Below are 22,016 nucleotides of genomic sequence, written 5' to 3'. Positions count from 1 at the left end.
AAGTTTGTTGTTTGACTTAAATTCGGATACAAAAGTAACGCTTTTTGAATTAATTATTTGTTACTTTTTTGGTAAATTATTATAGGTGTTTCTTACAAAGTAAAAGCAGTCGTATTTTTAACTTCTCCAATCATGAATGAACTATGCGTACTTCCAATATGTTTTAATCCAGTAAGTTTAGTAACCATAAATTCACGAAACTCATCCATATCTTTAACATGTACTTTTAAAATGTAATCATAATCGCCACTTACGTGAAAACATTCTAATACTTCATTTAATTTTACTACTTCACTTTCAAAAGTGGTAACAAAATCTTTGGTATGTTGGATTAATTTGATGTGGCAAAATACCACGAAAGCTTTTTCTACCTTGTTTCGATCTAGAATAGCAACATATTTGCTAATTACGCCTTCACGCTCTAGTTTTTTAATTCTTTCATAAACCGCAGTTACTGAAAGATTCAGAACCATTGAAAGTTCTTTTGTAGTTTTTTTTGTGTCTTCTTGAAGTAATCCAAGAAGTTTTTTGTCGATTGCGTCCATTGATTAGTTGTGTTGTTGTTTTATTGTTATCGGCAAATGTAATGAAATCGAATAAAAAATAGAATTAAAAACTACAAATTAAAACAAAAATAGAATAAAAAACCAATTTAAATCATTACTATTGAATAATAATTTACATAATTCTATTTTTGATTTAAAATAAACAACTAAACATTAAAAATATGGAAAATTTCAATCCAGCTGACCGCATTCAAGATTTACAATATTTTGGTGAATTTGGTGGTGTAAATCCATCAATTTCAGATAGTTCAACATATACTTTTCTTTCCGCAAAAACCATGTTCGATACTTTCGAAGGTAATGCAGAAGGTTGTTATTTATATTCACGTCATTCATCTCCAAGTAATTTATACTTAGACAAAGCATTAGCTGCTATGGAAGGAACGGAATCAGCAAATGTTTCAGCTTCTGGAATGGGTGCTATTACTCCTACTCTTTTGCAATTATGTGGAAACGGCGATCATATCGTTTCAAGTCGCACAATTTATGGTGGAACTTATGCCTTTTTAAAGAATTTTGTTCCAAGAATGGGCATCAAAACAACATTTGTTGACATTACAAAATTAGATGTAGTTGAAGCGGCTATTACGCCAAACACAAAAGTTTTATACTGCGAAACCGTAAGTAATCCTTTATTGGAAGTTGCTGATATTGCTTCATTGGCTAAAATTGCTAAAAAGCACAACATCAAATTAGTAGTTGACAATACGTTTTCACCTTTATCAGTTGCTCCAGCAAAATTGGGTGCAGATATCGTGATTCATTCATTAACGAAATACATCAACGGAAGTAGCGATACGGTTGGAGGTGTAACGTGTGCTTCTCAAGAATTCATCAACAGTTTAAAAAATGTAAACGACGGAGCAAGTATGCTTTTAGGTCCAACAATGGATAGTTTACGTTCGGCTTCTGTGATGAAAAACATGAGAACATTACACATCAGAATGAAACAACACAGCCATAACGCACTTTATTTGGCAAACAAATTTGAAGCTGACGGAATCAAAACTGTTTATCCAGGTTTAGCAAGTCACCCAAGTCATGAAATTTACAAAAGCATGATTAATCCAGAATATGGTTTTGGAGGAATGATGACGATTGATGTGGGAAGTTTAGATAAAGCAAATGCATTGATGGAATTAATGCAAGAGAAAAACTTAGGATATTTAGCGGTAAGTTTAGGATTTTACAAAACGTTATTCAGTGCTCCTGGAACTTCAACTTCATCTGAAATTCCTTTAGAAGAACAAGCAGAAATGGGCTTAACTGATGGCTTAATTCGTTTTTCAATTGGTTTAGATAACGATATTGAAAGAACGTATCAAATGATGAGACAATGTATGGTAGAATTAGGAGTTTTATAATTCAATCAAAATATATTTTCAAAAAATCCGATTTAGCAATGAATCGGATTTTTTATTTTATCGATACTTTGTTGTAAAATATGATTTTTCTATATTGCGAGCTCAAATAAAACTAATGGATACAAAAATCAATAATAATAAAGAATTAAAACTTTGGGAAGCATTAATTCCAGTAGTCGCATTAATTGGAATGTTAGCTTTTAACGTATATATTTATGGAGATGCTTCTTTAGGAGGAAGTAATCAATTTGTTTTACTTTTAGGTGGTGCTGTAGCGGCAATTATGGGATATTTTAATAAAGTTTCCTTTCATAAAATGATAGATGAAGTAGCAAATAACATTAAATCTACCGCTGGAGCCATTTTAATTCTACTAATGGTTGGTGCACTTGCTGGAACTTGGATGGTAAGTGGTATTATCCCTTCAATGATTTATTACGGATTACAAATATTAAGCCCAGCCATTTTTTTACCAGCAACATTAATTATTTGTTCGGTAATTTCAATTGCAACTGGAAGCTCATGGACAACATCAGCAACCGTTGGTATCGCATTAATTGGAATTGGAGGCGCATTAGGATTTGATTTAGGAATGGTGGCTGGAGCTGTAATTTCGGGAGCCTATTTTGGTGATAAATTATCTCCAATGTCCGATACAACCAACCTTGCTCCTGCTATGGCTGGAACCGATTTGTTCACACACATTAAATACATGACATTAACCACTATTCCAACATACATCATAACCCTAATTTTATTCATTATTTTAGGCCTTTCTATTGAAGTAAAAGGTGATGTAAACACGAATGAACTATTAACAGCAATTACCGCTTCATTTAATGTTTCGGGCTGGTTATTTTTAGTTCCAATAATTGTAATTGGATTAATTGTAAAAAAGACAGAACCATTAGTGGCTTTATTGGTAGGAACATTATTAGCCGGAATTTTTGCTGTAATTTTTCAACCTCAAATTATAAATCAAATTGCTGGTGTTGAAACAATGGATTTTAAATCAGCTTATAAAGGTGTAATGGATGCAATTACATCAAAAGTGGTTGTTCCTACAGAAAACAAAACCTTAGCAGATTTATTCACTTCGGGTGGTATGGCTAAAATGCTGCCTACAATTTGGTTAATTCTTTGCGCTATGGTTTTTGGTGGAATTATGGATGCAATTGGTGCTTTAACCAGAATTAGTGAATCACTATTAAAATTAGCACATACAACTTTTGGATTATTTGCTTCAACTGTTGGAAGCTGTTTAGCATTAAACATTACAGCTTCTGATCAATATTTAGCGATTGTTGTTCCTGGAAAAATGTTTGCAAAAGCTTACAGAGATAAAGGATTAGCTCCTGAAAATTTAAGTAGAACTTTAGAAGATACTGGAACTGTAACTTCAGTATTGGTACCTTGGAATACTTGTGGAGCATATCAAGCAGGAACTCTTGGTGTTTCAACACTTGATTATTTACCTTATGCTTTCTTCAACATTTTGAGTCCATTTATGACTTTAATTTTTGCTGCTTTCAATATTAAAATCAAACAATTAGTTAATACTATTAAAGAGTAAGTTTACTATAATTTTAATTTATACTTAAATAAAATTTAACCATTACTTAAATCAAGTAATGGTTTTTTTATTTGTAAATTAGCAAGTGTAGAAAATTAGAAAACAAACACTTACAATTATAAATTAAAATTATTGAATATGGAAAACTCAAACGACATTAGTAAATGCCCTTTTCATCAAAACCAAAAAGGATTAAGTGATGGTGTAAAGAATCAAGATTGGTGGCCTAAATCACTCAACTTAGATATTCTTCACCAACACGATACCAAAACAAATCCGTTAGGTGAAAATTTTAATTATGCCGAAGAATTTAAAAAATTAGATTTAGAAGCGCTAAAGAATGATTTAAAAACCTTTATGACCAATAGTCAAGATTGGTGGCCAGCCGATTGGGGACACTATGGTGGTTTGATGATTCGTATGGCTTGGCATTCTGCTGGAACATACAGAATTTCAGATGGTCGCGGTGGCGCAGGAACTGGAAACATTCGTTTTGCACCTTTAAACAGTTGGCCAGATAATGGAAATTTAGACAAAGCCAGAAGATTATTATGGCCAATCAAAAAGAAATATGGAAATAAAATTTCTTGGGCAGATTTAATGATTTTAGCCGGAAATATGGCATACGAATCGATGGGATTAAAAACTTTCGGATTCGCAGGTGGTCGTGAAGACATTTGGCATCCAGAAAAAGATGTGTATTGGGGAGCAGAAAAAGAATGGTTACAAAAATCTGGTGGTGAAGGAAGTCGTTATTCAGGAGAAAGAAATCTTGAAAATCCTTTAGCAGCCGTAATGATGGGATTAATTTATGTAAACCCTGAAGGAGTTGACGGACAACCAGACCCATTAAAAACCGCACACGATGTTCGTATCACATTCAAACGAATGGCAATGAACGATGAAGAAACTGTTGCTTTAACCGCTGGAGGTCACACGGTAGGAAAAGCTCACGGAAATGGTGATGCTTCTACATTAGGTCCAGAACCAGAAGCAGGTGCTATTGAAAACCAAGGTTTTGGTTGGTTAAATCCAAACGGCGGCGGTGCACATGCTGTAACAAGTGGTTTAGAAGGTTCTTGGACAACCCACCCTACTCGTTGGGATAATGAATACTTCTATTTACTTTTAAATTACGATTGGGAATTAAAGAAAAGTCCCGCTGGTGCTTGGCAATGGGAACCAATTAATATCAAAGAAGAAGATAAACCTATTGATGCTCACAATCCATCTGTAAGAAGAAACCCTATTATGACCGATGCTGATATGGCTATGAAAATGGATCCAGCTTACAGAGAAATTTCGGAACGTTTTTATAAAGATCCTGCTTATTTTTCAGATGTATTTGCAAGAGCTTGGTTCAAATTAACGCATAGAGATTTAGGTCCAAAAGAACGTTATTTAGGAGCTGATGTTCCTGCAGAAGATTTAATTTGGCAAGATCCAGTTCCAACTGTAGATTACACTTTGTCTGATGCTGAAATCGAAGATTTAAAAGTAAAATTATTAAACAGCGGATTAACAAGAGCTGAATTAATCAACACCGCTTGGGATAGCGCAAGAACATTTAGAGGTTCCGATTTTAGAGGTGGTGCAAATGGAGCAAGAATTCGTTTGCAACCTCAAAGAAGTTGGGTAGCCAATGAACCTGAAAGATTACAAAAAGTTTTGAATAAATTAGTCGAAGTTCAAGCTGGTTTAAGTAAAAAGGTAAGTATTGCCGATTTAATTGTTTTGGGAGGAAGCGCTGCAATAGAAAAAGCGGCTCAAGAAGGCGGATTCAATTTTAAAGTTCCGTTCCACTCAGGAAGAGGCGATGCTTCACAAGAAATGACAGATGCGGAATCTTTTGAAGTTTTAGAACCAACAAACGATGCTTTTAGAAACTTTATGAAAGCTAAATATGTAGTTCAACCAGAAGAATTAATGCTAGACAAAGCACAACTTCTTGGATTAACAGCAGCAGAAATGACTGTTTTAATTGGAGGAATGCGTGTTCTTGGTACTAACTTTGGCGGAACTAAACACGGTGTTTTCACTAACAATGAAGGTGTTCTTACCAATGACTTCTTTGTAAACCTAACCGATATGAGTTATAGCTGGAAACCAGTTGGTGAAAACCTATACAATATTGTAGATAAAAAATCAGGAGCAACGAAATGGACAGCAACAAGAGTTGATTTGATTTTTGGTTCTAATTCCGTTTTAAGAGCTTATGCTGAAGTGTATGCTCAGGATGACAACAAAGAAAAATTTGTCAAAGATTTTATCAACACTTGGACAAAAGTAATGCAATTAGACCGATTTGATTTAAAATAAAATTTCCATATTTATTATTATTTTTCTAATAATACCATCATTTTTTTGATGGTATTATTTTTTTATATCATAAAATTTTCACTTTACTTAATTTTAAAATCATTTTTCAAAATCAGTAAATTTTATAAGATTTTTTCTCATAAGTTTTATCTATTCAAATATTTAAAAATATAATAAATATCATGTTTTATTAGCTATTGTATTTGTAATTTCGCACTCAGAAAAACAATAATAATTTTTAAATAAAAAATCATGGCATTAGTAGGAAAAAAATTCCCAAACATTACAGTTGACGCAATTTCTTTTATGGGAGACAACTTAAGAATCAACATTTTAGAAGAAGCGGTTAACAACAAGAAAAAAGTAATCTTATTTTGGTATCCAAAAGATTTTACTTTCGTATGCCCAACAGAATTACACGCTTTTCAATCAGCATTACAAGAATTTGAAAAAAGAAACACTACAGTAATTGGTGCTTCTTGTGATACTAACGAAGTGCACTTTGCTTGGTTAAACACAGCAAAAGACAACGGTGGAATCGAAGGTGTAACTTACCCTCTTTTAGCTGATACAACTCGTAACTTATCTGCTGCTTTAGATATTTTAGATGCAGAATGGGTTTACAATGAAGAAGTAAATGATGAAATTTTAGAAGGTTCAAACGTAACTTTCAGAGCAACTTATTTAATTGACGAAGAGGGAAAAATTTTCCACGAAAGTGTAAACGATATGCCATTAGGAAGAAACGTAAACGAGTATTTAAGATTAATTGATGCTTACACTCACGTTCAAACTAAAGGTGAAGTTTGTCCAGCTAACTGGGAAGAAGGAAAAGAAGCAATGAGTGCTGATAGAAACAGTACTGCTGCTTATTTAGCTTCTCATTAATAATTTTGTTTCAAGTTTCAGGTTTCAGGTTATTCAACTTGGAACTTGAAACATGAAACTTTAAACTAAAAAAAATGTTTACAGAAATAGAACAAGATAATTTAGCGGAAGTAATTGCAAACAACGAAACAGTTGTGGTTCAATACTCAGCATCATGGTGTGGAAATTGTCGTATTATGAAACCAAAATTCAAAATGATGGCTTCGCAAAACGAATCAATTCCTTTCTTAATGGTTGATGCAGAAAAATTTCCGGAATCAAGAAAATTAGCAAAAGTGGATAATTTACCTACGTTTGCTACTTTCAAAAATGGTGTATTAGTTAATCAAACACAAACTAATAAAGCTGAAGTTTTAGCGGAATTAGTAAAAGAAGTGATTTAGTTATGAAATTACCTGTAATAAAACAATTAACTCAATTTATTGAGGATAACGATCAGGATTATTTAGTGGAAACTATTGAAGTATTAGAAAATCTTTGCGAAGTTTCATCTTTAAAAGATGAAGAATTAGATGTAATTGCTGAGTTAATTTCGAACATGTATGGAGCACTTGAAGTACATCAAGCCATCAAAAACGGAGCTGACAAAAAAACCGCTTTAAACGATTTTATGAAGCGAGTTTTAGGTTCGATTGACAAATAATACTATTTCAAAAGAATGAATATATTAAGCTTTATGTGATAAACATAGAGCTTTTTTCATTTTAATATTCAAATCACACAAAAATTATATGCATTCATAGTAATTTAACAATTTATTTATATATTGCACATTATTAAATTAAAAATAATGTGTATGAAATCGCCATCAACAACAAGTTTGCTCAAGCAAACACCAATAAATAAAAAGGCGATACCATATATGTCCGCTAAAAAATAAATTTAACATATATGAATAAAATTACTCTTGTCGCATCATTTGCCTTTTTATTTATTTCATCAGTAGGTTTTTCACAAGCTCAAAGAGTCGAATTCAAACCAAGACCAGCTGAATTTGAATATTTTGAATATCGAAACGATAGTATATTTCCACTAAAAACTCCAATTCAAAATTCAACGAATCGCGTTTTTGAAAGCAAATTACCTTATCCTATTATTTTTATCCACGGATTAAATTCGAGTTCTGAAACTTGGAACGATGCTACAGATTATTACGACACTCAATACTCATTTGCTTTTGGTGGTAGATTTGACTTTTGTTTGAACGCAGATAACAACAATGCAACCACAAATAAAAACTTTTTCCCTACTGCTGGAGCTGATATAGCTGCTTTTGAATCGTTCGTTCAAAATGGCGATTATTATTATGTGAATTTTAATGTGAATCCAAATGGCTCAGTAGGAACAACGGTTTTAAGTAACCAATCGGCAGTTGCTAAACAAGGAGCTGCTGTAAAAGTTGCTGTTCAACGAGTTATGGCTGTTACTGGAAAAGACAAAGTAATTCTAGTAGGTCATAGTATGGGAGGATTAGCTTCTAGAGAATACATTCAAAACTCTTATAATTGGCAAGCAGACAACCAACATCATGTAGCTAAATTATTAACTTTAGGAACTCCACATGGAGGAAGTAATGCAAGTGACAGCGGACTAGGTTGGTTTGGAGGAATTCAAACACGTTCTGAGGCAATTCGTGATTTAAAAACAACTTATTATTACAGTGGTGATCAAGGTAGATTTTTATTTGGAGGAATGGAAATGAATAATTCTTCCAATATGAACGAACATTTAACTGGAGATGACTTTTACAATTATGATGTTAACTGCAATGGAATTATCGGAGAAAACGTTCAAGGTTTAAACCAAAAATCAATTGACAATTTAATTGATTTCGCATGTGTCATTGGAAGAATTACAGGTGGTACAACAGATGGCGTTGTTTCTGAACCATCTTCAAACTTTAACCATTATTATCCAAGCTTAACATATCCAGCTAAATTATTTTATTATGTTTCGGGATTTGATTTTATTGAAAATCACACCGAATTACCTGGATACTACTACCAACAAATGCAAGGTTTAGACGAACCAAATGTAAAAGAATTAGCATACGGAATAAGCACAAACAAAGATTATATTGGTTATACAACCGTTCAAAACCCAACAGGCGCAGATAATGATTTCTTTAAATTTACTGTAACTGATAATGTAAATGCAGTGGTTTCTGTTACTAGTATTGTAACTTCTTCTATGAATGGAACTATTTTAAACTCCGCAGGAACAGCTGTTGGAGCATCTCAAAATAATAGTGGAAATACTTTAAATTTTACAAGAACTCTTACTCCAGGTGATTACTTCTTAAGATTAACGAGTACAAGTCCAACAAGTACCAACTACCAAACACCATATCAATTTAACATCACTACTACTTTAAGTACTGGAGATAATAGTTTCGCTTCCTTTACTTATTATCCAAATCCAGTTAAAGATATTTTACATTTAGATAATATCAGTTTAACTAAAGCAAGTATTTATAGCCTATTAGGTCAATTAATTGAAACTAAATCTTTTGAAAACTCAACCTCTAATACTTTAGATTTAGCTAGTTTAGAAAGTGGAATTTACTTAATTGTATTAGAAAACGATTTGGAACAGAAAACGATAAAAGTAATTAAAGAATAAAACGAAAAACGCTCTTAACAGAGCGTTTTTTTTATTTAAAATATTTCTTTCTCAACCAAAAGGCGACATTTACTAAAATTATCAAAGCCGGAACTTCTACTAAAGGTCCAATTACGCCAGCGAAAGCTTGTCCGCTATTGATTCCGAAAACTCCGATAGAAACAGCGATGGCTAATTCAAAATTGTTTCCTGAAGCGGTGAACGATAACGCCACAGCATCACGATAATTAGCACCGATTTTCTTAGCCACAAAAAACATTAAGAAAAACATAATTGTAAAGAAAATGACTAATGGAATAGCAATTCGAACTACATCCATTGGTAAATCAACAATCATTTCACCTTTTAAACTGAACATGACTACAATAGTAAAAAGCAAGGCAATCAAAGTAATTGGTGATACAAAAGGAATGAATTTTTGATTGAACCACTTATCTCCAATAAACTTTTTAATAGCAAAACGACTTATAACAGCCAATGCAAACGGAATTCCTAAATAGATTCCAACTGTTTGAGCAATTTCTGAAATGGTGATATTTAATTCTAAACCATTAATTCCGAATAGAGGCAACATGATTTCCAAATAGAAATACGCATATAAACTAAAAAAGAAAACTTGCAACAAACTATTAATTCCAATTAAACCAGCGGTTAATTCTCGGTTACCTTCGGCTAGTTCATTCCAAACGATTACCATAGCAATACAAGGAGCAATTCCTATGATAATTAAGCCCATCATATATTCTGGATAATCTTTCAAAAAGAATGTCGCTAATGAAAACATTAAAAAAGGCCCTACGATCCAAGTGATGAAAAACGAAGCCGATAATAACTTTGGTTTTTCAAACATTTGAGGCACTTTAGAAAAATCAATTTTGGTTAAGGGTGGATACATCATTAAAATCAATCCAATCGCCAACGGAACATTCGTGGTTCCTGATGAAAATGAATTGATAAAATCAGCTGAATTGGGAATAAAATAACCTATTCCTACTCCAATTAACATCGCTAAAAAAATCCATAAAGTTAAAAAGCGGTCTAAAAATCCTAATCGTTTTTTCATAGTATTATTTTATTTGAGAAAACACAAAATACATTTCACTAGCAATTTGTAAACTTCTTTCAGCGTATTTTTCGTTCATTAATTCGGTTCCATCAAAAGCTTTTGGATCGTCATATTTGATTGGGAATCTAGCTTCTGCACCAAAAACCATGGGACAACCTTCGTCGGCATTATTGCAAGTCATAATAGCGCCCAAGTTAGTTTTTGGATTAAAATCATCGAAATACGCTTTTGAAAAACAGATGATTGGATGTTGATTGTTATCAAATTTCACGGCGTAAACGGGATTTTGTTCTTCGCTTAACTTCTGAATTTGAAATCCTTGATTGACTAACGTCTCACCCACTTTTGGAAACATGGCTGTTGCTTCCGTTCCGCCAGAATAGCAAAAAACATTCTTGATTCCGAATTGAAATGCCATCGTTTGTGCCCAAATTTGAGACAAATGACTTCTTCTAGAGTTATGCGTGCAAATGAAGTTCAATCGAATTTCTTCATTAGCATTTACTTTCTTTTGAATGTAATCCGCTAATGGTTTCAAAACTTCTTTACGTTCATCTGAAACTGCAATTTCAGTAATAGATTCGATAGTTTTTGATAAATTCTCAAGCATATTTAATTGAGTGAATAGTGAAAAGTAATTAGTGATTAGCCTCTTTTAGAATTTAAAATTAACAACAACCTGAATCTGGTGTACAACAAGAGGTTTCTTTTGGTTTCCACTCGCCTATTTTAACTTTTAGTTTTTCTGGTGGAATTCCGCAATTGTCTTTGGCTAAACAATCGGTTAATTTTGATTTTAATTGGAAGTTAGTTCCGTCAAAATCTAAACTGAATTTCCCTATAGTTTCCTTCATTTGATATTCGACTTCAATTTCTAAATCTGGAATTTGCAATTTAGTTTCTGATAACTCTATAATGTGAACCAATTTCTCAGGATGTAATCTATGATCGTAATCGTTTGCTTCCCAAAGTTGGAAGTTTGCGACTTCTTCTGTACGAACAACTCCACCGCAATCGATGAAATGTTTAGTGATTTTACCTACTTCAGTTACATGAAAATGATTTGGTACTAAATCACCATTAGGTAATTGAAAAGCTATGGTTGTTAGCTTTTTTAATTCGGATTTGATTTCTGATAATTTCATTTTTTATGTATTAAGATTGTAGAATTAAGTATTAAGATTAAAGTCCCCTTCGACTTCGCTCAGGGTGACACAACCGAAAATTAGCAACATTTATTCTTTAACTTATGACGAATCATACCAAAATGATTTTCTATTTTATCAATCGTATCTGGATTAATGCAATAACAAATAGCGGTTCCTTCGATGGTTCCTTTAATGATGTTAGCGTTTTTTAATTCTTTTAGATGTTGCGAAATTGTAGGTTGTGCTAAAGGCAATTCGTTTACAATATCGCCGCAAATACAAGAATCAACAGTTAATAGATAATCCACAATAGCAATTCGAGCCGGATGCGACAAAGCTTTAAACAACGTTGCCATTTCGTTTTGTTCTACTGAAAAGGATTCTGATTTTGATGCTCCCATAATTATTTTAATTATTATATTGCAATATTACGATAAACAAATATAATACGCAATAAAAAATCCCGAAATTTCTTTCGGGATTAATTTTATAGATGCTGAAACGAGTTCAGCATGACAAAAAAGTGAGATTATTTACCTCCTTTTTCCATTTTAGCTTTTAATTCAGCAAGAATATCGTTGTTATCACCTAAAGTAGATGTTTGAGCTGAACTATTTGATGTAGTTTCAACTGCAGTTTTAACGTTTTTCTCTTCTTCTTCTCTGAAGATAGCTGTATGAGAAGCCACTACTCTTTTGAATTCTTTATTGAATTCAATAACTTTAAAGTCAGCAGTATCTCCTTTTTTCAATTTTTTACCGTCTTCTTTTTCTAAGTGACGTGTAGGAATGAAAGCAACGATATCGTCACCAAATTCTACAGTAGCTCCTTTGTCAACGATTTCAGCGATAGTTCCGTTGTGGATAGTTCCAACAGCGAATGCATCTTCGTATTTATCCCAAGGATTAGCAGTAGTTTGTTTGTGACCTAAAGATAATTTACGACCTTCAACGTCTAATTCTAAAACAACTACGTCTAATTTATCACCTACATTTACAAATTCAGATGGGTGTTTGATTTTCTTAGTCCAAGATAAATCAGAGATATATACTAAACCGTCAATACCTTCTTCTAACTCTACGAAAATTCCGAAGTTAGTAAAGTTTCTAACGATACCTGTATGTTTAGAACCTACTGGGTATTTAGAAGTAATATCTGTCCATGGATCTTGTGTCATTTGTTTGATACCTAAAGACATTTTTCTTTCTTCTCTATCAAGAGTTAAAACAACTGCCTCTACTTCGTCACCAATTTTCATGAAATCTTGAGCACTTCTTAAGTGAGTAGACCATGACATTTCAGAAACGTGGATTAAACCTTCTACACCTTCAGCAACTTCGATGAAAGCACCGTAATCAGCTAAAACAACAACTTTTCCTTTAACTTTATCACCAACTTTTAATTCAGCTCCTAAAGCATCCCAAGGATGAGCGTTTAATTGTTTTAAACCTAATTGGATTCTTGTTTTCTCATCATCGAAATCAAGGATTACAACGTTTAATTTTTGATCTAACTCAAGAACTTCGCTTGGGTGATTGATTCTTGACCAAGATAAGTCAGTAATATGGATTAATCCATCTACTCCACCTAAATCAATAAACACACCGTAAGAAGTAATGTTTTTAACAACACCTTCTAATACTTGTCCTTTTTCTAATTGACCAATGATTTCTTTTTTCTGTACTTCAATATCCGCTTCGATAAGCGCTTTGTGAGATACTACTACGTTTTTGAATTCGTGGTTGATTTTCACAACTTTAAATTCCATAGTTTTGTTCACATATTGATCGTAATCACGGATAGGTTTCACATCAATTTGTGAACCTGGTAAGAATGCTTCAATTCCGAAAACATCTACAATCATACCACCTTTAGTTCTACATTTAACGAAACCGTTAACGATTTCTCCTGTTTCGTTTGCAGAAATAACTCTATCCCATGCTTTGATAGTTCTAGCTTTTCTGTGAGATAATACTAACTGACCTGTTTTGTCTTCACGAACGTCGATTAATACTTCTACTTTATCACCAACTTTTAAGTTAGGATTGTAACGGAATTCGTTTAAAGAAATAACACCTTCAGATTTAGCGTTGATATCAACGATTGCATCTCTTTCAGTAATTCTAACTACAACTCCTTCTACAACTTCTTCTTGATCAGTAGCGATGAAAGTTTTAGTTACTAATTCTTCGAATTCTTGTAAGTTTTTTTCATCTACTGGGTCAATTCCTTCTTGGAAGTTATGCCAGTTAAAATTCGCTAAAAACTCTTCTTGTGTTTTGTTAATTTCAGACATGCTGATTAAAAATTTGTATGCCGTGATTCTAGCGTTTCTTAATGCGAATAGAAAACAACAGCAGTGTTTTACATAAATGATTGATACCTAATGGAAACGCTATCCGCCAAAAGGTGCGCAAAATTACAACTATATTTTTGATTGACAAAACTTTGAAGTTAAGTTTTTATAGCTATTCTAACATTTATTTATGTTTTGTAACTGATTTATTTTAAATACATTTGCCAAAATTTAATTTATTAAAATGAAAAAAATAGTTTTTATTCTTACAACTGCTCTTTTTGCAATAGCATGTAACAACTTAGCAAATAACGAGTATTTAATTTCTGGAAGTGCTAATGGTATTGAAAACGGAAAAAAAGTTTTTGTTGAAGTTCAATCTGAAACTGGAGCTACTGTACTAGACACAGGGGTTGTTGAAAATGGAAAATTTGAATTGAAAGGTACCATAACAGAAACTGATTTGGGTTTTGTTAGAATTGAGAATGAAAAATTTTCAGTTCCTTTTATCTTAGAAAATGGTAATATTACAATGACCATTGTTGTTGATTCTGTTCAAAATACAAAAATTGGTGGAACAAAAAACAATAATAAATTTCAAGAATTCAATGAAAAATCACTTGTTGTTGTTAAAAAGAGAAATAAATATGAAAAAAACAATATTGCACGAATGGAAGCGGCTAAAAAAAGTAGAGACACCGCTACTATTAACATGATAGTTAAGGAACACAATAGTTTCCAAGATGAAATGAATGCAATTTCTAAAACATTCATAAAAGAAAATCCTGATGCTCATTTATCTGTTTTATTACTTGAGAACTTTTTAATGAGACAATATTTAACACCGGAAGAGGTTAAAACCTATTATGATGGTCTAAGCAAAGAAGTAACAACTACTAAAAGTGGGAAAAAAATCAAAGAAGTACTTGAGTCAATGAGTGCTATTGTGATTGGAAAACCTGCTCCAAATTTCTCTGGACCTTCACCTGACGGAAAAACAGTTTCTTTAAAAGAATCGCTAGGAAAAGTTACTATTATCGATTTTTGGGCTTCATGGTGTGGACCATGTAGAGCTGAAAACCCGAATGTGGTAGCTTTATATAACGAATACCATGCGCAAGGATTGAATATTATTGGCGTTTCTTTAGACAAAGATGCTACAAAATGGAAAGAGGCTATTGCTAAAGATAAATTAACTTGGACTCATATTTCAAATTTACAACAATGGGAAGATCCAATTGCCAAACAATACAATGTGCAATCTATTCCAGCTACGTTTATCTTAGATGAAAAAGGAAATATTGTTGCAAAAGACCTTAGAGGCGAAGAATTACGTGCTAAAGTAGCGGCACTTTTAGGTATAAAATAATCATACTTTGAAATTTATTTAAAAAATCTCCTTAGGGAGATTTTTTTATGTTTTTCATTTACAGAACATTATAAAATAGTAGGTAAAATTGTAAAAAATATCTTTGCAAGTATAAAAAACAATTCTATATTTGCAACCGCTTAGTCAAATAAGCAAGATGGCTTGGGGAGATACTCAAGCGGCCAACGAGGGCGGACTGTAAATCCGCTGATTACATCTTCGCAGGTTCGAATCCTGCTCTCCCCACAAAAGCACCTTTAACGAGGTGCTTTTTTTGTTTCTTGTGATTTAGGATTATTAAAACCTATTTTTCTAATATTTCATCCATACACTATCCATACTTTATCTATGGAGTATGTACGGAGTATCTACCTAGTATCTTCCTAGTATCTTTAAACTTTTTTACTGGTTAATGCTTTTGTCTCGACTTCGCTCGACTTGACAGGTCATGGTGTTGTTTTGTTGCTAGAGTTCTCGATACAATTTTACAAAGCAAAAATTGGTATTTTTACTTTATAAAATCACTCGAAGTGACGATGGTGGGAAACTGTTTTCAGTTGTTCTCGATACATTTTTAAGTTGTAAATATTGGGCTTTACAACTTAAAAACACTCGAAGTGACGGTGGGGTTATTGCTGGTTATTTGGTTATTTGGTTATTTTTGGAGTTGTCTCGACTTCGCTCGACTTGACAGAAAGCTGTTTGAGTTACGAATTGTCTCGACTTCGCTCGACTTGACAGAAGATATTGATTTGAGTTGGGGTGTTAGTTTGATTTGTCTATTATTCTAATTTTTATATATTTGCATCATTATAAGCCATTTAAATTAGTATTTGCCATGAAAAGTATACGTATTGAGAAGATTTTTCACCATGGTGCTTATCGCATTGGGGTGTTTTTTGATAAGGATTTTGAAATTATTGCGATTTTAAAACGACTGGGTGCTACTTACAGTGGTTCTCGCAGGTGTTGGTATTTGGATTATTCCAAGGTTTCTTATCATTTATTGCGTTCTCATTTTCCTGATTTGGTTGTTGTTACTGAAACTTCTATACCTACTTTGGTGACCGGTGTTGATAACCGTGACCTTTCACCCGTAGCTTCTTCAAGCGCTCTTCAGTTAGACTCTTCTTTGAGTAATCCTGAACATAAACAAACTCGTACAACTTCAGACAAATTGAAGTTACAATTGTTTCCAAGTATTGGTAAATATTGGGTTTTTAAGATGCATTTTCATCATGAAATAAGTAAACAACTTTTGAAGATAAAAGGGGTTTATTGGAACGGAAATTATAAAAGTTATATGGTTTTTAGAAATGAATCTGTAAAGCATCAAGTGGAAGCTGTTTTGGGGGTTGCTTCATTTTTTGGAACGGATTATTTTACCAAGGATTCATCAAATCTTAAGGGGAAAATTAAGATTTTACCTCATAAAGAAGCTGTTTCTTGGATGGAAGTGCATGTTCCTAAAGTTGTGGCAGTTCATGAAAAATTAAAGCGTTTTTCTATGGCTCGCTACAGTAAGATTAAGGATTGTTATTTGCTGCCGGCAGCACCTGTTGTTATGGATTCGTTGTATTTACAGTTTGAGTCTTCGGGTATTTTGATTGAATCTTTGCTTCCGAATAAATATTTAGATAAACGAAATTTACCCAATAAAAAACAATTGGACTTATCTAAAACAAAGAAAAGCCTATTGGATTTGGTTCCAGAGCAAGCCCAATCCTATTTGAGCAAGATGATTGACACCTTGTTGGCTTTGAATTATAGTAGTTCTACATTGCGAACGTATTGCGGTGCTTTTATTCAGTTTTTACGTTATTTTGAGTTTCGAGATCCTGAAAGTGTTACTAGAGAGGAAATTATCCGTTTTTTAGGTTCTTTAATGGAGCGCGGTTTATCTGCAACGAGTGGTCATAGTATGGTGAATGGAGTTCAATTTTATTATCAACAAGTATTAGGAAAAGTTGACTATAGTTTTGTGCTTCCAAGACCAAAGAAGGAGAAAAAACTACCTGTTGTATTGACTATGGAGGAATGTTTGCAGATTTTTAAAGTTGTGGATAATCCGAAACACAAGCTTTTGTTGTTGATAGGCTATGGTGCTGGCTTGCGCGTGAGTGAGATTGTGAGTTTAAAATGGAGTGATATTTTATTTGAGGAACACAAGATTCATGTTAAGAATGCTAAGGGAAAGAAAGATAGGATGGTGATGTTGCCCTACTCTATTGTAACTTCTTTGCAACTTTACCGAGAACTTTATAAGGGTAAACATTATGTTTTTGAGGGTCAGTTTGCTGGTGAGCCTTACAGTACTGGAAGTGTGCAACAGGTGATGCGCAATGCTTTAAAATTATCGGGTTTAGAGAAGAAGGCTACGGTTCATACATTGCGTCATAGTTTTGCTACCCATTTGTTAGAGAATGGAACTGATATACGCTACATTCAGCAATTTTTAGGGCATTCGAGTATAAAAACAACGACTGTTTATACGCATTTAACGAAAACGGCTGTTGACAAGATACAGAGTCCTTTAGATCGAATGGTTGATATAAAAGATAAGAAAAAACTTGAAGAATAGTTTTTAAAATTTAAAAAAGTTGTATATATTTGATGATATTTACTAGTTACCTGCTATGTTAAAAAAAATCGTGCTAAAAACGACATCTTTTGACATAGCAAACAATTAATTTTGAAGAAATTAAAACAAACATAATATAATCAATGAGAAAAATTTATTTATTCCTTATTCTATTTTGTAGTATCAATATTTACTCAAATGATACAATAACAGCCATTTCAACCAAAAACCTAAACTTAAGAGCAAATCCAAATGTAGATTCAAAAGTAATTTCTGAAATAACTTTAAATGACACTTTATTAATTACAGAAACAGAAAATGGCTGGAGTAAAGCAATTTATAAAGACTCATTAAATGGATATGTTAAAAATGAATTTGTAAAAGAAATTACAAGTGAAAAAGAAACTATAAAACTTCTTCTTTTAAAGAAGCTTTTGAAAAGTTATTTTTTAATTGCTTTGCTTTTTGTTTCTGCAATTTGTTTTGGACTACTTTATCTTTTAAAAAACAAATTGGTTCAATTAGACATTATAGGTAATTTTTCATTAGTTATTAAATCTTTTTTAATTGGCTTTATAATAACAATTATTGGAACTTTATACTATTTCTATGATTTATTCTCATTTTTCAAAATCGTTGGAATTGGAATTTTACTAATAATCTTATACTACAGAATATCTTCCATTTTTAAAATTGAAAAGCAAATAAAAGATGATAAATTAATTTTAAATAACAATTCAAAAGAAAACATTAAAAATATTTCAAAAGAAATTGTTAGAGAACAAATTACAAATGAAAATAACAAATTAGCAGAAACTGAACGTAATTTAGACAATGCAATTAGTAAAACAAATGAAATAAAAAGACAACAATTTAATCTGATAAAAGAAAAATTAATTGAGTTATATGGTTCTGAAAACACAAACGAATTAATAAATAATGAAAAACCTTTTGTTGGTTTACATAAAGTTTTCCTTGACTACTTTATTGGAAATCCTGAAAAAATAAATGAAAGTTCTGACGCAGATAATAAATGGGAAACATATTTTTATGATAAAATAAACAATCGTGGTAATGATGGTACATATAGATTAAAAATAAACATCCAAAACGATTTAGTTACAAGTTTTCAAATAAGATAAAAACAATGGAAAAAATACAACAAATAGTAGATTTATTAGACCAACATATTGACGATATTGATTTTGCAAAATCAAATATTTCAAAAATTGAAAATGAAATAGAAAGAAAAAAGAATAATATTTGGCGAGCATCTGAACTTGAAAAGTCAATTAAGAAAAACGAAAGAAATGTTTACCTTGAGTTTCTTTACTCCTTTATAATAATTGGTTTAATCCTATATTTAATATTCTAATGAAATTCCTAAAATTTAATTGTTTATTATTGTTGCTTTTATCAACTCAATTTGCTTTTTCACAAACTTATATTGTAAAACCAAAAACTTTAAATGTAAGAGCAGAAAGAAACACAAATTCTGATGTAATCGCAAAAATTTATGAAAACGATACAATTAGAGCGATTTCAGTTGAAGGCGATTGGATTAAAATTAGCATTTCAGAAAAACAAGGTTTTGTAAAAAAAAGTTTTTTGGAAGAAATCAATCTAAATGAACCTACAACAAAAAGTGGTTTCAAATATGGTTTTAAAAAGGCTTTTTCAACTTCATTTATTATTACACTTATTTTGCTATTAGGATATAGAAGTTTTAAAGGAAGAGTTAAAGATGGTAGACGTTCTAAAGGTTATCGTGAATATGATATAACTTTTAAAGATTATATTATAGATGGCATTTATGCAATTATAATAAGTTTAGTTATAGCTTTGATAGCTGGAATTTTAGCTTGGATAAAAACATTTTAATATGAATTTAATAAAATCTAAATCTTCAATAATTGCTCTATTTTTTAATGGGCAATTAGCTCATATTATTAACCCTTGGGTTTTATCCGTAGATTACGAAAATGAAACTATTACTGTAGAAAAAAGGAATTGGTATTTCATTGGAATAAACAAAAATATCATTGCTTTTAGATTTATAAGAAACATAAGAGTTGACGAACATCTTTTTGGAGCAAATATTAGTATAAAAGCAACTGGCGGTTGGGTTGAAGCCAAATATTTATCAAAAAATGATGCTGAAACATTCAAAAATTCCCTTTTTGAATACAACAAAGGCAGAAATAACTATATAATTTTTTCATAAATGAAACCAAATCTATTCAATTTTGCAACTAAAGAACTTTCACAAGATGCTTTTTTTACTTGGTTTTTAAATTGGGCGAATAATGAATTGAATGAACTAAACCCAAGTCTTAATGAAACTGCAAAAGATTTTATAAAAACACTTATAGGTGTTCCTAATAATTACATTATTACAAAAGTTATTGCTGGCAGACAATGGAACAATATTGATATTTGGGCAGAAGTTAATGATGAATATTTTATTGGCATTGAGGATAAAACAAACACTGGAGAGCATTCTAACCAGTTAGAACGCTACAAGGAAATTGTAACAAAACACTACAAGGACAAACCTCACAAAACTATTTTTATATACTTAAAAACTGGAAATGAAAGCTTGTCTACATTAAATTTAATAAAACAAAAAGGCTACAAATCAATAGACAGAAAAGCAATTTTAGACATTTTTAATAAACGACAAATTAATAGTGAAATATTTAATGATTTTAAGGAATACCTAACAGAAATTGAAAATTCTACAAATTCATTTAACAAATTCCACAAAATAACTTCTGATTGGAAAGCAAGTGAAGGTTTTTATTTAAAACTCCAAGAGAATATAGATGAATGGACAGACTGGAGATATGTTGCAAACCAAATGGGTGGATTTTTAGGTTTTTGGTATCATTGGAAAGGAACAAAAGAAATTTCTGAAATTTATATTCAAATTGAAAATGCTTTTAATAATGGCATTAAATTGGTAATTAAAATAGCTGGTTGGGAGCAAAAAACTCATATTCTTTATCATACCTTAAATGAGCTAAAACCTTTTGCTGAAAGAAACAATATTATAATTAACAAACCTGACAAATATAGAGCTGGAAATACTTCAACTTTAGCAGTGGTTCAAAACGCTTTCCAAACTGATGATGATGGAAATTTTGACTTTGAATTATTTTTAGTAACATTGAGAAATTTAGAAAAAACGATTGATGAATATTGTTGTAACAAAAAAACACAGCAGGTAACACAGGTTTTGCAAGATTGCGGGAATTAGGCTTAATTTAAAGTCAGTTTTGTATCTTTGAGTTAAGGTTTAACCGAAAGTTTCGGCTTCTTTAGTCCGCAACCTCGCAAAGCCTGGGAACGTTAGCAAACATTTTAAATCTACAAAATTTATGAGATATATTTTAATTATATTATTTGTAATATTTTCCTTTAAATCCTCAGGACAGAAAAATTACAGAATTGAAAATACAATATGGAAATTCACACAACCTTCTGGTTATATATTAAAGATTGATAATTTTGATAAGGAAATTAAAATTGGTGAAGAATATGTTAAGAAACTAGATGATGAAAATTATACTTTATCGAATGACGATAAAATACTTTTGTCAATCGTTAAAAGTGATTCTTCACAAGTTAATATGATTTTTGCTAGCTATAAAAATAACAATAATATAAAAAAATTTACTTTGAAAGGTACCGCTGAAAAATTAGCAGAATTTTTTAAGGTAAACCCAAAAGATGATAATCCAAAAAATAATGTTTTTGTAAAAATAAGTGAGGTTATAATTGACAAAAAAAAATTCTATTTGATAAGTAAAACGACTAATTATACTGAGCATAATTATTCTTATACTTCTGATTATTATGTTACAGAAATTGAAGGAAAAGAATTTTCAATTGTAACAATTTACGACAATGAAATAGACAGACAAAAAATAGAAAAATCGATTACCGAATCAACTTTTAGATAAAAACGTTTGCTAACAGCGGTTTGCATTAATGGCTGGGCTTGCGAAAAATCCTAAATGGCACAGTTGTTTAATTTAATGGTTTTTTTATATTTGTAATGGTTTGGTGCTTTGGCTCGCCATTAATTCAAGCCTCAGAACGTTAGCAGCCATTTAACAAACGTAACTATGAAAATTACCAGATATCTTCCAACATTTATTATAATTCTATCATTTATTAGTTGCGGAATAGAATGCGTCGATAAAAAAGCAGGATTGCCAA

The 22,016-nt window shown here is 31.6% G+C and carries 21 protein-coding genes and 1 tRNA gene; 16 read left to right on the top strand and 6 right to left on the bottom strand.

Annotated elements, in window-relative coordinates:
• Positions 1 to 92: 92 nt before the first annotated feature.
• Entirely contained in the window at positions 93 to 545 is a 453-nt protein-coding gene (locus AAEO58_RS08945) for an Lrp/AsnC family transcriptional regulator (protein ID WP_133606442.1), read from the bottom strand.
• A gap of 182 nt (positions 546 to 727) precedes the next feature.
• On the opposite strand from AAEO58_RS08945, the gene AAEO58_RS08940 reads away from it, so the two are divergent.
• From AAEO58_RS08940 to AAEO58_RS08910, 7 genes are all read left to right on the top strand, one after another.
• Positions 728 to 1,930, top strand: coding sequence for an aminotransferase class I/II-fold pyridoxal phosphate-dependent enzyme (locus AAEO58_RS08940; RefSeq protein ID WP_341683100.1), 1,203 nt, complete (start codon positions 728 to 730; stop codon positions 1,928 to 1,930).
• 115 nt (positions 1,931 to 2,045) lie between these two features.
• Positions 2,046 to 3,503 carry a Na+/H+ antiporter NhaC gene (gene nhaC / locus AAEO58_RS08935; protein ID WP_341683099.1) on the top strand — a complete coding sequence of 486 codons (1,458 nt, stop codon included), beginning with the start codon at positions 2,046 to 2,048 and terminating at the stop codon, positions 3,501 to 3,503.
• A gap of 138 nt (positions 3,504 to 3,641) precedes the next feature.
• Positions 3,642 to 5,822, top strand: a complete 2,181-nt coding sequence (katG, locus tag AAEO58_RS08930; RefSeq protein WP_341683098.1) for a catalase/peroxidase HPI — start codon at positions 3,642 to 3,644, stop codon at positions 5,820 to 5,822.
• A gap of 252 nt (positions 5,823 to 6,074) precedes the next feature.
• Positions 6,075 to 6,710, top strand: coding sequence for a peroxiredoxin (locus tag AAEO58_RS08925; protein ID WP_341683097.1), 636 nt, complete (start codon positions 6,075 to 6,077; stop codon positions 6,708 to 6,710).
• Between the two features lie 74 nt (positions 6,711 to 6,784).
• Positions 6,785 to 7,093: a thioredoxin family protein gene (locus AAEO58_RS08920; protein WP_341683096.1), complete on the top strand. Its 309-nt coding sequence runs from the start codon at positions 6,785 to 6,787 to the stop codon at positions 7,091 to 7,093.
• A 2-nt stretch (positions 7,094 to 7,095) separates the two neighbouring features.
• Positions 7,096 to 7,353 (top strand): DUF6952 family protein, encoded by a 258-nt coding sequence (locus AAEO58_RS08915; protein ID WP_133606430.1) that lies wholly within the window; start codon positions 7,096 to 7,098, stop codon positions 7,351 to 7,353.
• 248 nt (positions 7,354 to 7,601) lie between these two features.
• On the top strand, positions 7,602 to 9,332 hold the full coding sequence (locus AAEO58_RS08910; RefSeq protein ID WP_341683095.1) for a T9SS type A sorting domain-containing protein: 1,731 nt from the start codon (positions 7,602 to 7,604) through the stop codon (positions 9,330 to 9,332).
• 31 nt (positions 9,333 to 9,363) lie between these two features.
• Here the strand turns inward: AAEO58_RS08910 and arsB are convergent, their stop codons facing one another.
• The 5 genes from arsB to rpsA form a co-directional block, all read right to left on the bottom strand.
• The gene (arsB, locus tag AAEO58_RS08905) at positions 9,364 to 10,395 is read right to left on the bottom strand and encodes an ACR3 family arsenite efflux transporter (RefSeq protein ID WP_341683094.1); all 1,032 of its coding nucleotides are present in this window, start codon (positions 10,393 to 10,395) and stop codon (positions 9,364 to 9,366) included.
• A gap of 4 nt (positions 10,396 to 10,399) precedes the next feature.
• Complete coding sequence (locus tag AAEO58_RS08900; RefSeq protein WP_341683093.1) at positions 10,400 to 11,008, bottom strand: arsenate-mycothiol transferase ArsC; 609 nt, start codon at positions 11,006 to 11,008, stop codon at positions 10,400 to 10,402.
• A gap of 58 nt (positions 11,009 to 11,066) precedes the next feature.
• A complete protein-coding gene (locus AAEO58_RS08895) occupies positions 11,067 to 11,543 on the bottom strand; it encodes a DUF6428 family protein (RefSeq protein WP_341683092.1) in 477 nt (158 codons plus the stop codon).
• A gap of 80 nt (positions 11,544 to 11,623) precedes the next feature.
• A complete protein-coding gene (locus AAEO58_RS08890) occupies positions 11,624 to 11,947 on the bottom strand; it encodes an ArsR/SmtB family transcription factor (RefSeq protein WP_008257618.1) in 324 nt (107 codons plus the stop codon).
• A gap of 128 nt (positions 11,948 to 12,075) precedes the next feature.
• Positions 12,076 to 13,842 (bottom strand): 30S ribosomal protein S1, encoded by a 1,767-nt coding sequence (rpsA, locus tag AAEO58_RS08885; protein WP_133606416.1) that lies wholly within the window; start codon positions 13,840 to 13,842, stop codon positions 12,076 to 12,078.
• 244 nt (positions 13,843 to 14,086) lie between these two features.
• Between rpsA and AAEO58_RS08880 the strand changes: the two genes are divergently transcribed.
• From AAEO58_RS08880 to AAEO58_RS08840, 9 genes are all read left to right on the top strand, one after another.
• Positions 14,087 to 15,211, top strand: coding sequence for a redoxin domain-containing protein (locus AAEO58_RS08880; protein WP_341683091.1), 1,125 nt, complete (start codon positions 14,087 to 14,089; stop codon positions 15,209 to 15,211).
• Positions 15,212 to 15,375: 164 nt separating this feature from the next.
• Positions 15,376 to 15,457: transfer RNA gene (locus AAEO58_RS08875), tRNA-Tyr, on the top strand.
• A 592-nt stretch (positions 15,458 to 16,049) separates the two neighbouring features.
• The gene (locus AAEO58_RS08870; protein ID WP_341683090.1) at positions 16,050 to 17,792 is read left to right on the top strand and encodes a tyrosine-type recombinase/integrase; all 1,743 of its coding nucleotides are present in this window, start codon (positions 16,050 to 16,052) and stop codon (positions 17,790 to 17,792) included.
• Positions 17,793 to 17,935: 143 nt separating this feature from the next.
• The gene (locus AAEO58_RS08865) at positions 17,936 to 18,934 is read left to right on the top strand and encodes an SH3 domain-containing protein (RefSeq protein WP_341683089.1); all 999 of its coding nucleotides are present in this window, start codon (positions 17,936 to 17,938) and stop codon (positions 18,932 to 18,934) included.
• Between the two features lie 5 nt (positions 18,935 to 18,939).
• Positions 18,940 to 19,167, top strand: coding sequence for a hypothetical protein (locus AAEO58_RS08860; RefSeq protein WP_297869021.1), 228 nt, complete (start codon positions 18,940 to 18,942; stop codon positions 19,165 to 19,167).
• Positions 19,167 to 19,673: an SH3 domain-containing protein gene (locus AAEO58_RS08855; RefSeq protein WP_341683088.1), complete on the top strand. Its 507-nt coding sequence runs from the start codon at positions 19,167 to 19,169 to the stop codon at positions 19,671 to 19,673. Before AAEO58_RS08860 ends, AAEO58_RS08855 begins: the two co-directional genes overlap by 1 nt.
• A gap of 1 nt (position 19,674) precedes the next feature.
• Entirely contained in the window at positions 19,675 to 20,016 is a 342-nt protein-coding gene (locus tag AAEO58_RS08850) for a hypothetical protein (protein ID WP_297869023.1), read from the top strand.
• Positions 20,017 to 21,051, top strand: a complete 1,035-nt coding sequence (locus AAEO58_RS08845; protein ID WP_297869024.1) for a PD-(D/E)XK nuclease family protein — start codon at positions 20,017 to 20,019, stop codon at positions 21,049 to 21,051.
• 121 nt (positions 21,052 to 21,172) lie between these two features.
• On the top strand, positions 21,173 to 21,757 hold the full coding sequence (locus AAEO58_RS08840; protein WP_341683087.1) for a hypothetical protein: 585 nt from the start codon (positions 21,173 to 21,175) through the stop codon (positions 21,755 to 21,757).
• Positions 21,758 to 22,016 lie beyond the last annotated feature (259 nt).

It is taken from the genome of Flavobacterium helocola, assembly GCF_038289885.1.
GTDB lineage: Bacteria > Bacteroidota > Bacteroidia > Flavobacteriales > Flavobacteriaceae > Flavobacterium > Flavobacterium cheniae.
Note: the sequence above shows the minus strand (reverse complement) of the source record. Positions and strands in the feature narration are given on the sequence as shown.